The following is a 12,947-nucleotide window of genomic DNA, read 5'->3' as shown; positions in this document are numbered from 1 at the left end:
ATGCTCGGCATGACACTGCGCACGGACGACGCCCGGTTCGCCGGCCTGCCGGACTTCCCGTACGAGCCGTCGTACGCGACGGTCGGCTCGCTGCGGATGGCGTACGTGGCGGCGGGCCCCGAGGACGGTCCGGTCGCGTTGCTGCTGCACGGCGAGCCGAGCTGGTCGTTCCTGTACCGCAAGGTGATGCCGGTGCTGGCCGACGCGGGGATCCGCGCGGTCGCCCCGGACCTGATCGGCTTCGGCCGGTCCGACAAGCCGGGCGCCGCGGCGCACACGTACGCCGCGCACGTGGAGTGGGTGCGGGCGCTGGCGTTCGACGAGCTGGACCTGCGCGACGTGACCGTCGTCGGCCAGGACTGGGGCGGGCTGATCGGGTTGCGGGTGGCGGCGGAGCACCCGGACCGGGTCGCGCGGATCGTCGCGGCCAACACCGGCCTGCCGACGGGCGAGCACGGCATGCCGGACGTGTGGTGGCAGTTCCGCCGCGCGGTCGAGAAGGCCCCGGTCCTCGACGTCGGCCGCTTCGTCCAGTCCGGCTGCCGCACCACGTTGCCCGACGAGGTCCGCGCCGCCTACGACGCCCCGTTCCCCGACGAGTCGTACAAGACGGGGCCGAGGGTGATGCCGGGCCTGGTGCCGGTGTCGCTGGAGGACCCGGCGGCCCCCGCGAACCTGGCGGCCTGGCAGGTGCTGCGCGCGTGGGAGAAGCCGTTCCTGTGCGCCTTCAGCGACGGCGACCCCATCACCGGCCCGATGGCGCCGATCCTGCGCAAGCTGATCCCCGGCGCGGCTGGGCTCGAGCACCCGGTGATCGAGGGTGCGGGGCACTTTCTGCAGGAGGACGCCGGGGAGCGGCTGGGCGAGGAGATCGCCCGCTTCATGACGCGCTCCTGACCTCGGGGTTCGGGAATTGTCGGTGGTGTGCGCTTTGATTGCGCCATGGTGTGGTTCACCGAGGACGATCTGCGCGCCGCCGCGGGTGACGGCTCCTTCCGCCGTGGGCGGGACTACGTCGGCGCGGTGGGGGAGTTGCGGCCGACCGCGCTCGGGGTGCGGGCGGCGGTGCGGGGCAAGGACGTCTACGAGGTGTGGCTCTGCCGGGACAACGACGTGCTGACCGGTGAGTGCGGTTGTCCCTTCGGTCTCGAGGGGAACTTCTGCAAGCACTGCGTCGCGGTGGGCCTTGCCGTGCTGGCCGCCGGGGACCCCGCGCCGGAGGTGGACCTGGAGGCGTACCTGCGTGCGCTGGACCAGCGTGCACTGGTGGAACTCCTGCTGGCGCAGGCGAAACGCGACCCGGCGCTGTGCAGGCAGCTCACGTTGCGTGCGGCAGGCAGCGCCGGTGCGCCGCAGGTGGCGGTGTTGCGCAGGCAGCTCGACACCGCGCTGCGGGTCCGCGGGTTCACCGATCCCGGCTACGCCGCCCGCGCCAGGGACGTCCTCGACACGGTGCGCGACCTCGTCGACGCCGGTCACGCCGCCGAGGCGAGGCCACTGGCACGGCACGCCGTCGAGTTGCTCGTCGCGGCGATGGGCACGGTCGACGACGACGCCGGTGCCGTGTCCGGGGTGGCGCGCCGGGCGGTGAAGCTGTACGCGCAGGCGTGTGCCGCGGCCAGACCGAACCCGGCGAAGCTCGCGTCGTGGCTGTTCCACGTGCGCCTGAACTGGCCGACGTGGCCGACGATCGACATCGGCGACTTCGCCGAGCCCCTGGGCGAGACCGGCATGGCGGCGTACCGCGCTCTCGTGGACGACGCGTGGCGGTCGCTGGACGACGACGCCGACCACACGGTGCTGCGCGGCATGCGCGAGCAACTGGCGAAGACGTCCGGCGACGTGGACACACTGGTCGACGTCCTCGCCGACGGCTTACCCGCGGTCCGGGCGTACCGGGAGATCGTGTCGGTGCTCCGGCACGCCGGACGGCTCGACGAGGCCATCCGGTGGGCGGAGCGCGGGGTTGCGGAGACCCGTGACCTGTCGCTGACCGAGCTGCTGGTCGACTCCTACCTCGACGCCCAGCGCGGCGACGAGGCGGTGGAGTTGCGCAAGGCGGACCTCCGCTCGGCACGGACCCGCGTGTGCTACGGACGCCTGCGGACGACCGCGACCGCGGCGAAGGTGTGGTCCGGGCTGCGGTCGTGGGCGCTCGACGTGCTGCCGCCCGCGGAGCTGGTGGGCGCCCTGATCGACGACGGGGACGTCGAGGAGGCCTGGCTGGCGGCGGTCAAACACGACTGCGTGGGGGTGGAGGTGCTGCGGCTGCGCGGGGAGACACATCCCGCCGAGGTGCTGGCGGCCTACCAGGGGTTGGTGTCGACGTGCCTGGAACGGGGCGGTCGGGACGCCTACCGGGAGGCGTGCGTGCTGCTGAAGGAACTGGCGGCCTGCGCGCAGCGGTGCGGGGAGTCGGTCACGGGGTTCGTGGCGTCCCTGCGGCTCGCGCACGCCCGGCGGCCCGCCCTGCTGGACGAGTTACGCCGGGCCGGGTTCTGATCGGCCAGGGCAACCCAGGGCCTGTGCCGGCTGGCCGCACAACCGGCACAGAGCCCACCTGACCGCCGCGGCTACGGGCGCTCCAGGTACTGCTTCAGGTGCCGGGCGGTCAACGTGTCGCCGCTCGCGACCAGCTCCGCCGGGGTGCCCTCGAAGACCACGCGGCCACCGTCGTGGCCCGCGCCGGGACCCAGGTCGATGATCCAGTCCGCGTGCGCCATCACCGCCTGGTGGTGCTCGATGACGATCACCGTGTTGCCCTTGTCCACCAGGCGGTCGAGCAGCGCCAGCAGGTTGTCGACGTCGGCGAGGTGCAGGCCCGTCGTCGGCTCGTCCAGCACGTAGGTGCCCGCGCCCTCCGCCATGCGGATCGCCAGCTTCACGCGCTGCCGCTCGCCGCCGGACAACGTGGTCAGCGGCTGGCCAAGCCCCAGGTAGCCCAGGCCGACGTCGCTGAGCCGGTCGAGGATCGCCCGCGCGTTGCCCGACGGGAAGAACTCGCGTGCCTCCGTCACGGACATCGACAGCACCTCGCTGATGTTCTTGCCGCGCAACGTGTACCGGAGCACCTCCTCGGTGTACCGCCTGCCCTCGCACTTCTCGCACACCGACGCGACGCCCGCCATCATCGCCAGGTCCGTGTACACCAGGCCGATGCCCTTGCAGTTCGGGCACGCGCCCTCCGAGTTCGCGCTGAACAGCGCCGCCTTCACCCCGTTGGCCCTGGCGAACGCCGTGCGGATCGGGTCGAGCAGGCCGGTGTAGGTGGCTGGGTTCGACCGCCGCGAACCCCGGATCGCGGACTGGTCCACCACCGTCACGTCGTCCCGTGTGGACAGTGAGCCGTGGATCAGCGACGACTTGCCGGACCCCGCCACGCCCGTGACCACGGTCAGGACGCCCAGCGGCACGTCCACGTCGACGTCCCGCAGGTTGTGCAGGGACGCGCCGCGGATCGGCAGGTGCCCGGCCGGTGTGCGGACCCGCGGCCGCAGCGTCACCCGGTGGTCCAGGTGCCTGCCGGTCAACGTGCCCGACGCCCGCAGGCCCGCCACGTCCCCCGTGTAGCAGACGTGCCCGCCCGCCGGGCCCGCGCCGGGACCCAGGTCGACGACGTGGTTCGCGATCTCGATGGTCTCCGGCTTGTGCTCCACCACGAGCACCGTGTTCCCCTTGTCCCGCAACCGGAGCAGCAGGTCGTTCATGCGCTGGATGTCGTGCGGGTGCAGGCCGACGGTCGGCTCGTCGAACACGTACGTCACGTCCGTCAGGCTGGAACCCAGGTGCCGCACCATCTTCACCCGCTGCGCCTCGCCGCCGGACAGCGTGCCCGACTCGCGGTCGAGCGACAGGTAGCCGAGCCCGATCTCCACCAGCGAGTCGAGCGTCTCGCCCAGCGTCGTCAGCAGCGGCGCCACCGACGGGGCGTCGAGGCCGCGGACGAACCCGGCCAGGTCGCTGATCTGCATGGCACAGCAGTCGGCGATGTTCTTGCCCTGGATCCGCGACGACCGGGCGGCCTCGTTCAGCCGGGTGCCGTCGCAGTCGGGGCACGTCGAGAACGTCACCGCCCGGTCGATGAACGCGCGGATGTGCGGCTGCACCGCCTCCTTGTCCTTCGACAGGAACAGCCGCTGCACCTTCACGACCAGGCCCTCGTAGTTCGTGTTGATGCCGCCGAACTTCATCTTCGTGGCCGGCCGGTAGAGGAAGTCCTGCCACTCCTGCTCGGTGTAGTCGGCGAGCTTCTTGTCCGGGTCGACGAACCCGGAGTGCGCCATCGACTGCCAGTACCAGGAGTCGACCGCGAAGTTCGGCACCGTGATGGCGCCCTCCTTCAGCGACAGCTCCCTGTCGACCAGCTGGTCCACGTCGATCGAGTTGACCTTGCCGATGCCCTCGCAGCGCGGGCACATGCCGTCGGGCAGGTTGAAGCTGAACGCGGTCGACGGGCCGACGGCCGGCTCGCCGAGCCGCGAGAACACGATCCGCAGCATCGTGTGCGCGTCGGTCGCGGTGCCGACCGTCGAGCGGGAGTTGGCGCCCATCCGCTCCTGGTCGACCACGATCGCCGCGGACAGGTTGTGCAGCCGGTCCACGTCCGGCCTGCCGAGCGCGGGCATGAACGACTGCAGGAACGCCGAGTACGTCTCGTTGATCAGCCGCTGCGACTCGGCCGCGATCGTGCCGAAGACCAGCGAGGACTTGCCGGAGCCCGACACCCCGGTGAACACGGTCAGCCTGCGCTTGGGGATGTCGACGGAGATGTCGGCCAGGTTGTTCTCCCTGGCGCCGCGCACCTCGATCATGTCGTGGCTGTCGGCCGGGTCGCGCACGTCGCCGCCTCTCTCTTTATGCTGTAAAGTGATGCCCGGGCGACAGTACTTTACGGCGTAAGGAGTTGCAATCGTGGTGGTGTTCGCCGGCCAGGGCGACGCGCGGCGCTCGATGGCGCTCCTGTGGCGCCGGCCGCTGGACGAGGAGCCGAAACCAGGCCCCAAGCAGGGCCTCACGGTCGACGCCATCGTCGCCGCGGCCATCGAGATCGCCGACGAGTACGGCATGGCGGCGCTGTCGATGCGTGCCGTCGGCGAACGGCTCGGCCGCACCGGCATGGCGCTCTACACGTACGTGCCCAGCAAGAGCGAGCTGGTCGACCTCATGTACGACACGGTGATCGCCGAGGTCCACCACACCCACGACCTCACCGGTGGCTGGCGGCCCGCGCTCACCGCGTGGGCGACCGGCCTGTGGGCGTTCTACCTGCGCCACCCGTGGGTGCTGCAGGTGTCGCAGGCCCGGCCGGTGCTGGGCCCCAACGAGTACGTGGTGCTGGACGAGGTGCTGCGGATCCTGTTCGAGACCGGCCTCGACCCGGCGGCGACGCGGCAGCTCACCGGCGCGCTGTTCCAGTTCGTCCGCGGTGTCGCGCAGGTCGTCGCCGAGGCGAGGGACGCGGCCGCCGCCACCGGCACCGGCGACGACGAGTGGTGGTACGCGCGGTCGGCGCTGCTGGAGGAGATGGCCACCGACTTCGACCAGCGCTTCCCGATGGTCGCCAAGCTCGCGCGGGCGGGCGGGTTCACCCTCGGCGACGAGACCGTCCCGTACCAGGAACAGGCGGCGACCGAGACGTTCCACGCCGGCCTGACCGCCCTGCTCGACGGCATCGAGAAAAGGGTGTCCGGGTGATGTCCTTTCCGGACGGGCCCCGTTCGTTCCATGCTTGACGGCCCAGGGTGGGCCGGGACGGAGGAGGACCGATGGCGCAGTACCTCGCACTGACCTACACCGCGGACGTCGACTGGTGGGCGCCGGAGCACGCCGGGGAGCTGGCCGAGTACCGGAAGTTCGGGGTGGACCACGCGGGCAGCATCGTGCAGAGCGCCGTGCTGCACCCGACCAGCACGGCCACGGTCGTCCGGGTGGAGGGCGCGCGCGGCGGCCAGGTCGTGACCACCGACGGCCCGTACGCGGAGACGAAGGAGGCCCTGACCGGCTACTACCTGATCGAGGCCGACGACCTGGAGCAGGCGGTGCGGATCGCCGCGGAGATCCCCGCGGCCTGGGGCGGGGCGGTCGAGGTCCGGCCGGTCATCGCGGCCAAGTAGGTGCGGCCCGAGCACGACACCGTCGCCGAGACCGTCCGGGTCGAGGGCACCCGCATCCTCGCGACCCTGATCCGGACACTCGGCGATGTCGGGCTGGCCGAGGACGCCGTGCAGGAGGCGACGATCGCGGCGCTGGGCGCGTGGCCGGTCACGGGGGTGCCGCCGGAGCCGAGGGCGTGGCTGACGGTCACGGCCCGCCGCAAGGCGATCGACATCCTGCGGCGCGAACGGGCCCGCGCGGACAAGGAACGCCTCGCCGACCTGCACCGCGAGGACGTCCCACCGGACCACGTGGTCGCCGACGACCTCCTGCGGCTGATCTTCACGTGCTGCCACCCCGCGCTGTCGCCGCCCACCAGGGTCGCCCTCGCGCTGCGCACCCTGTGCGGGCTGACCCCGGCACAGATCGGCGCCGTGCTGCTCACCACGGAGGCGGCCGCGGCGAAGCGGCTGACCAGGGCCCGGCAGAAGATCGCCGCCGCCCGCATCCCGTACCGCGTGCCCGCGGCGGCGGAGCTGCCGGACCGCCTGCCCGCGGTGTGCGGGGTGATCCACAGCCTCTACACGGCGGGCCACGCGGACCACGACGTGGACACGTGCGCCGAGGCGCTGCGGTTGGCGGAGCTGCTGCACGGCCTGCTGCCCGACCAGCCGATGCCGGCGGCCGTCCTGGCGCTGCTGCTGCTCACCGACGCCCGGGGCCCGGCCCGCCTCGACCCGGCGGGTGACGTCGTGACGCTGGACCGCCAGGACCGCGGCCGGTGGAACACGTGCGCGATCGGCCGCGGCATCGAACTGCTCAACGACTCGCTGCGCAGCACGGCCGGGCAGGCGGACGCGTACCAGCTGCAGGCGGCGATCGCGGCGGAGCACGCCCGCGCGCCGAGCTATGCCGAGACGGACTGGGCAGAGATCGTGCGGTTGTACGAGCTGCTGCTGTCGGTGGCACCGAACGAGGCGGCGGCGCTGGGCCACGCGGTCGCGACGGCGGAAGCGTGTGGCGCCGAAGCCGGGCTGGCACTGCTGGCGGGGTTGCCACCGAGCCCGCGCGCGCACGCGATCCGCGCTGAGCTGCTGGCCCGCGAAGGCCGGTTCGCCGAGGCGGCGGGGGAGTTGGGGGAGTCGCTGAGCGGTCCGGCCGCTGTCCAGGAACGCGAGTTCCGGGTTCGCCGGCAGGCGGAGTTCCTGGCCTTGGCGCGGGGACGAGCCTGAACGGGGTGAGGGTGCGGCCTGGCCAGGCGCGCACGGTGGGCGCGGTGCGCCCGCTTTGCGGCGCTTCGCACTGCCGCGCTGCGTGCCTGCTCCGCTCTGCGGCTCCGCCGGGTTCGCTCCGCCCACTTTGCGGCGCTGCGTGCCTGCCCCGGTTCGCTCTGCTCGGTTCGCTCCGCTCGGTTCGCTCTGCCCGGTTCGCGCCCGCTTCGCGGGCCGCGAAGCGGGGTCCGGACCTGCTGGTCCGCGAGCGCCCGGTGTGCCGAGGGCGGGCGGAGTCGTAGGGCAGGGCGGTGATGGGGAACGCCTCTGAAAGGCGTGGTGCGGCCCGGTCAAGCCCGCAAGGTGTGCGCTTCGCGCCTGCCCGCTTCGCGGGGCGCTTCGCGCCTGCCCGCTTCGCGGGGCGCTTCGCGCCTGGTCCGCTTCGCGGGGCGCTTCGCGCCTGCCCGCTTCGCGGGGCGCTTCGCGCCTGCCCGCTTCGCGGGGCGCTTCGCGCCTGCCCGCTTCGCGGGGCGCTTCGCGCCTGCCCGCTTCGCGGGGCGCTTCGCGCCTGCCCGCTTCGCGGGGCGCTTCGCGCCTGCCGCTGCGTGCCTTCCCCCGTTTGCGGCTCTGCCCGGTTCGCCCCGCCCGCTTCGCGGGCCGCGCAGCGCCCGCGCAGCGGCGAAGGCACGCGCCTCACCACCGGAAAGGCGCTCCGGGCACACCTCCACAAGCCCATCCCCGACACCTCGACCACGCCGTTCGAGCGGGAACCGTGATCGTCGTGGACTTTCCGTGTTGGGTCCGGTGCCGAATACTCGAAACGTGAGCACTCTGCCGAGTACGCCGTTGCCGACACCGGACGAGGAGGGTGCGCTCTCGAGCCCGATCGGGCGCGCCGCGTCGTTGATGGTCGCGTTCCTGGGGCTCTTGTGGCTCGTCCAGCTGATCAACGCCGGGACCGGCTACTCGCTCGCGCAGTCCGGCGGGATCCTGCCGAGACAGCCGAGCAGCCTGCTCGACATCCTGACCTCACCGTTCCTGCACGGCAGCCTCGAGCACCTCGCGGGCAACGCGCTGCCGTTGTTCAGCCTCGGCCTGATGGCGGCCATCCCCAGCCCCAAGCGGTTCCTGCTGATGACGCTGGTGGTGATCGTCATCGGTGGGTTCGGGGTGTGGCTGTTCTCGCCGGAGAACAGCGTCACCGTGGGTGCCAGCGGGGTGGTGTTCGGGTACTTCGGGTACCTGCTGCTGCGCGGGTTCGTCGACCGCAGGCCCGCGGACGTCGTCATCTCGATCGGCGTCGCGCTCGCCTACGGGTACGCGATGTGGAACTCGGTGGGCTTCGGGCGGGAGGGCGTGTCGTGGCAGGGCCACGTCGCCGGGCTCGTGGGTGGCATGGTGGCGGCGTTGTTCCTGCGCCTGCGGCGGAAGAAGCCGGTCGCGGACACGTCCGACGGCACGATGACGGGGTTGCCGCCCGCCGTCTAGCCCAACGCGACACGGCCGACCGCACCAGGGTGTCCTTGATCGCCCTCCGTGCGCAGGTAACCTCTCGCGACGTGCCCGCCAAGCTCGTTGGCAAGGCCGTCACGGCACCGCCTCGCCCCACCAGGATCGAACCAGTACCGCTCACCACGTTGGTGGCGCGGGCAGACGCGCGTGCCATCGGCGAGGACGACGGCGTCCACGTGACCGGCGCCACGCTCCGTGCCCAGCACGTGCTCCCCGGTGACCTGTTCGCCGCGCTGCCCGGTGCCCGCGTGCACGGCGCCGACTTCGCCGCCGAGGCGGTGCGGGCAGGCGCGGTCGCGGTGCTCACCGACGAGGAGGGCGCCCGGCGCGCCGCGCTGAAGGACGTCCCGGTCGTCGTCCACGACGACCCCCGGCAGGTGCTCGGGTCGGTCGCCGCCTGGATCTACGGCGAGCCGTCGCTGCGCCTGTCGGTCATCGGGGTCACCGGCACGTCCGGCAAGACGACCACCACGTACATGATCGACGCGGGCCTGCGTGCCGCCGGGTCGAAGACCGGGCTGGTCGGCACGGTCGAGACGCGGATCGCGGGCGAGCGGCTCGCGAGCGCGTTCACCACCCCGGAGGCGCCGGACCTGCAGGCGCTGTTCGCGGTGATGGTGGAGCGCGGCGTCACGCACGTGCCGATGGAGGTGTCGAGCCACGCGCTCGCGCTCGGCCGGGTCAGCGGCACCCGGTTCACCGTCGGCGCGTTCACCAACCTCTCCCGCGACCACCTGGACTTCCACCCCGACATGGAGGACTACTTCCAGGCCAAGGCGCTGCTGTTCGACGGCCGGTCCACCACCGAGGTGGTGTGCGTGGACGGCGAGTGGGGCAAGCGCCTCGTCACCCCGGGCACGGTCACCGTCGCCACCCAGGGCGGCGGCGACTGGTCCGCGTCCGGCCTCACCACCTCCTACACCGGCGAGCAGACGTTCACCGTGCACGGGCCGGACGGGCTGACGCTGCCGGTGACGCTGCCGATGCCGGGCCGGTTCAACGTGGCGAACGCGCTGGTGGCCGCCGCCTGCTTGCACGCGGTCGGGGTGGCGCCCACCGACATCGCGGCCGGGCTCGGCGCCGTCGAGGTGCCCGGCCGGATGGAGCGGGTCGCGCTCGGCCAGGACTTCACCGCGGTCGTCGACTACGCGCACAAGCCGGAGGCGGTCGCGCAGGCGCTCGACGCGATGCGGGCGCGCACCGACGGCCGCGTGCTCGCGGTGCTGGGCTGCGGCGGCGACCGCGACACCGAGAAGCGGCCCATGATGGGCGAGGCCGCGGCCCGCCGCAGCGACCTGCTGATCGTCACCGACGACAACCCGCGCACCGAGGACCCCGCCGCGATCCGCGCCGCGATGCTGGCCGGGGCGGAGTCGGTGCCGCCCGGGGAGCGCGGCGAGGTGCTGGACATCGGCGACCGGCGCGCCGCGATCGCCGAGGCGGTGAACCGCGCACGGCCCGGTGACGTCGTCGTCATCGCGGGCAAGGGCCACGAGACCGGCCAGGAGATCAACGGGGTCGTGCACCCGTTCTCCGACCACGACGAGCTGAGGGCCGCCATCTCCGAGCGGCTGGAGAAGAACACGTGATCCCCCTGACGCTCAAGGACATCGCCGAGGCGACCGGCGGGCGCCTCCACAACGCGACCGGCGACGAGACCGTCACCGGCACCGTCGAGTTCGACTCGCGCAAGGTCACCCCGGGCGGTCTGTTCGTCGCGATGCCGGGCGAGCGGGTCGACGGCCACGACTTCGCCGCGCAGGCGGTCGCCGACGGCGCGGTCGCCGTGCTGGCCGCCCGCGAGGTCGGCGCGCCCGCCGTGCTCGTCCCGCCCGTCGCGGTCGACGGGCCGTCCCGCGTGTACGCGCTCGCGGGCGACACCGACGGCAGCGGCGCCGCCGTGCTCGCCGGGTTCGCCGCCGTGGCCCGCGAGGTCGCGGGCAGGCTCACCGCGCGGGGCATGCTGACCGTCGGCGTCACCGGGTCGGCGGGCAAGACCTCCACCAAGGACCTCATCGCCGCGCTGCTGAGCGCGCGCGGCGCCACCGTCGCGCCGCCCGGGTCGTTCAACAACGAGATCGGCCACCCGTGGACCGTGCTGCGGGCCGACGAGCACACCAAGCACCTGGTGCTGGAGCTGTCCGCGCGCGGGGTCGGCCACATCGCGGGCCTGTGCGCGATCGCGCCGCCGACGATCGGGGCCGTGCTGAACGTCGGCACCTCGCACATCGAGGAGTTCGGCTCCCAGGAGGCGATCGCGCAGGCCAAGGGCGAGCTGGTCGAGGCGCTGTCCGAGGGCGGCGTCGCCGTGCTCAACGCCGACGACCCGCACGTCTCGGCCATGGCGAGCCGGACGAAGGCGCGGGTGGTGACCTTCGGCCGCGCCCTGCACGCCGACGTGCGCGCCTCCGACGTCGACCTGGACGCCCAGGCCAGGGCGTCCTTCACGCTCGTCACCGCGACGGGGCAGGCGCGGGTCACGCTGAACCTGCACGGCGCGCACATGGTGGCGAACGCGCTGGCCGCCGCCGCGGTCGCGCTGGCCGCCGGGATGTCCCTCGACGAGGTGGCCGAGGGCCTGTCCACGGCGAAGGCGGTGTCCGCGCGCCGGATGGCGGTCGAGACCACCGACGACGGGGTCACGGTCATCAACGACTCGTACAACGCGAGTCCGGAGGCCACCCGCGAGGCGCTGAAGACGCTGGTGACCATCAGCGGGGCCGGGAACGGCCGCGCGTGGGCCGTGCTCGGACCGCTCGCGGAGCTGGGCGCCGACCACGACCGCGTGCACGAGGAGATCGGCCGCCTCGCCGCGGACCTCGCCGTCGACCGGCTGGTCGTGGTCGGCGCGGCCGCACAGCCCATGCAGCAAGGTGCGAGCCGAGCGGGCTCGCCTGGAGAGGAGCCGGTCCTGGTGCCCGATGTAGACGCCGCGGTCGACCTGCTGCGCGCCGAGCTGCGCGCGGGCGACGTGGTCCTGGTCAAGGCCGCCAACGCGCACCGACTGTGGCGCGTCGCCGACGCGCTGCTGGGGAGCCGCGCGTGATCGGCATCCTGATCGCCGCCGCGATCGCGCTCATCGTCTCCATCCTGTTCACGCCGTACCTGATCCGGGTGTTCTCCCGGCAGGGCTTCGGCCAGGAGATCCGCGAGGAGGGCCCGGAGGGGCACAAGTCCAAGCGCGGCACCCCGACCATGGGTGGTGTCGCGATCCTGGTGGCCATGTGGGCCGGGTACCTGGTCGCGCACCTGTTCAACGCGATGTCGGACCCGGTCGGCGAGTCGCCGACGGCGTCCGGTCTGCTGGTGCTGTTCCTGACCACGGGCCTGGGCCTGGTCGGCTTCCTCGACGACTTCATCAAGATCCGCAAGCAGCGCAACCTCGGGTTGAACAAGACCGCGAAGATGGTCGGCCAGCTGGTCGTCGCCGTCGCGTTCGCGGTGCTGGCGGTGAACTTCGCCGACGAGTACGGCTTCCGGCCGGCGTCGGTCAACCTGTCGTTCGTCCGCGACCTCACGGTCATCTCGTTCGGCACGATCGGGTTCGTCGTCTTCTGCTACCTGCTGGTGTCCGGCTGGTCGAACGCGGTGAACTTCACCGACGGCCTCGACGGGCTCGCGGGCGGTTCGTCGGCGATGGTGTTCGGCACCTACGTGGTCATCACGTTCTGGCAGTTCCGGTACAACTGCGGCTCGCCGGACCCGGGCCCGGGCTGCTACGACGTGCGCGACCCGCTCGACCTGGCGGTGGTCGCCGCCGCGGCCATGGGCGCCTGCATCGGCTTCCTGTGGTGGAACGCGGCACCGGCGAAGATCTTCATGGGCGACACCGGCTCGCTCGCGCTCGGCGGCCTGGTCGCCGGCCTGTCGATCACCACGCAGACCGAGCTGCTGATGGTCATCGTCGGCGGCCTGTTCGTGGTCGAGATGCTGTCGGTGGTGCTGCAGATCGCGGTCTTCCGCACGTCCCGGCGGCGGCTCTTCCGCATGGCGCCCTTCCACCACCACTTCGAGCTAGCCGGGTGGGCGGAAACCACGGTGATCATCAGGTTCTGGCTGCTCGCCGGGATCTGCGCGATGTTCGGACTCGGCCTCTTCTACTCGGAGTGGCTGACCGCGGCGGGCAGCTGA

The 12,947-nt window shown here is 72.6% G+C and carries 10 protein-coding genes; 9 read left to right on the top strand and 1 reads right to left on the bottom strand.

The window, feature by feature from the left end; all coding sequences use genetic code 11:
- Positions 1-9: 9 nt before the first annotated feature.
- Together ACYQ77_RS32240 and ACYQ77_RS32235 are read left to right on the top strand one after the other, a co-directional pair.
- Positions 10-897 carry a haloalkane dehalogenase gene (locus ACYQ77_RS32240; protein WP_459717960.1) on the top strand — a complete coding sequence of 296 codons (888 nt, stop codon included), beginning with the start codon at positions 10-12 and terminating at the stop codon, positions 895-897.
- Between the two features lie 45 nt (positions 898-942).
- Complete coding sequence (locus ACYQ77_RS32235) at positions 943-2,502, top strand: SWIM zinc finger family protein (RefSeq protein WP_459717957.1); 1,560 nt, start codon at positions 943-945, stop codon at positions 2,500-2,502.
- A gap of 71 nt (positions 2,503-2,573) precedes the next feature.
- Here the strand turns inward: ACYQ77_RS32235 and ACYQ77_RS32230 are convergent, their stop codons facing one another.
- Positions 2,574-4,838 carry an ATP-binding cassette domain-containing protein gene (locus ACYQ77_RS32230; protein WP_459717955.1) on the bottom strand — a complete coding sequence of 755 codons (2,265 nt, stop codon included), beginning with the start codon at positions 4,836-4,838 and terminating at the stop codon, positions 2,574-2,576.
- Between the two features lie 73 nt (positions 4,839-4,911).
- Between ACYQ77_RS32230 and ACYQ77_RS32225 the strand changes: the two genes are divergently transcribed.
- The 7 genes from ACYQ77_RS32225 to mraY all read left to right on the top strand — a co-directional run bounded on the left by ACYQ77_RS32225 (position 4,912) and on the right by mraY (position 12,947).
- Positions 4,912-5,694 (top strand): TetR/AcrR family transcriptional regulator, encoded by a 783-nt coding sequence (locus tag ACYQ77_RS32225; RefSeq protein WP_459717953.1) that lies wholly within the window; start codon positions 4,912-4,914, stop codon positions 5,692-5,694.
- A 71-nt stretch (positions 5,695-5,765) separates the two neighbouring features.
- Complete coding sequence (locus ACYQ77_RS32220) at positions 5,766-6,113, top strand: YciI family protein (RefSeq protein WP_459717950.1); 348 nt, start codon at positions 5,766-5,768, stop codon at positions 6,111-6,113.
- The gene (locus ACYQ77_RS32215) at positions 6,114-7,325 is read left to right on the top strand and encodes an RNA polymerase sigma factor (RefSeq protein ID WP_459717947.1); all 1,212 of its coding nucleotides are present in this window, start codon (positions 6,114-6,116) and stop codon (positions 7,323-7,325) included. It abuts the gene before it with no gap.
- Positions 7,326-8,126: 801 nt separating this feature from the next.
- Positions 8,127-8,792: a rhomboid family intramembrane serine protease gene (locus tag ACYQ77_RS32210; protein WP_459717944.1), complete on the top strand. Its 666-nt coding sequence runs from the start codon at positions 8,127-8,129 to the stop codon at positions 8,790-8,792.
- 71 nt (positions 8,793-8,863) lie between these two features.
- Positions 8,864-10,405 carry a UDP-N-acetylmuramoyl-L-alanyl-D-glutamate--2,6-diaminopimelate ligase gene (locus ACYQ77_RS32205; protein WP_459717942.1) on the top strand — a complete coding sequence of 514 codons (1,542 nt, stop codon included), beginning with the start codon at positions 8,864-8,866 and terminating at the stop codon, positions 10,403-10,405.
- Positions 10,402-11,862, top strand: coding sequence for a UDP-N-acetylmuramoyl-tripeptide--D-alanyl-D-alanine ligase (locus ACYQ77_RS32200; protein WP_459717940.1), 1,461 nt, complete (start codon positions 10,402-10,404; stop codon positions 11,860-11,862). Before ACYQ77_RS32205 ends, ACYQ77_RS32200 begins: the two co-directional genes overlap by 4 nt.
- Positions 11,859-12,947 (top strand): phospho-N-acetylmuramoyl-pentapeptide-transferase, encoded by a 1,089-nt coding sequence (mraY, locus tag ACYQ77_RS32195; RefSeq protein WP_459717937.1) that lies wholly within the window; start codon positions 11,859-11,861, stop codon positions 12,945-12,947. The genes ACYQ77_RS32200 and mraY overlap by 4 nt, the downstream gene beginning before the upstream one ends.

It is taken from the genome of Actinophytocola sp. KF-1 (assembly GCF_054661535.1).
The sequence above is the reverse complement of the archived record's forward strand: the minus strand, read 5'-3'. Positions and strand labels throughout refer to the sequence as shown.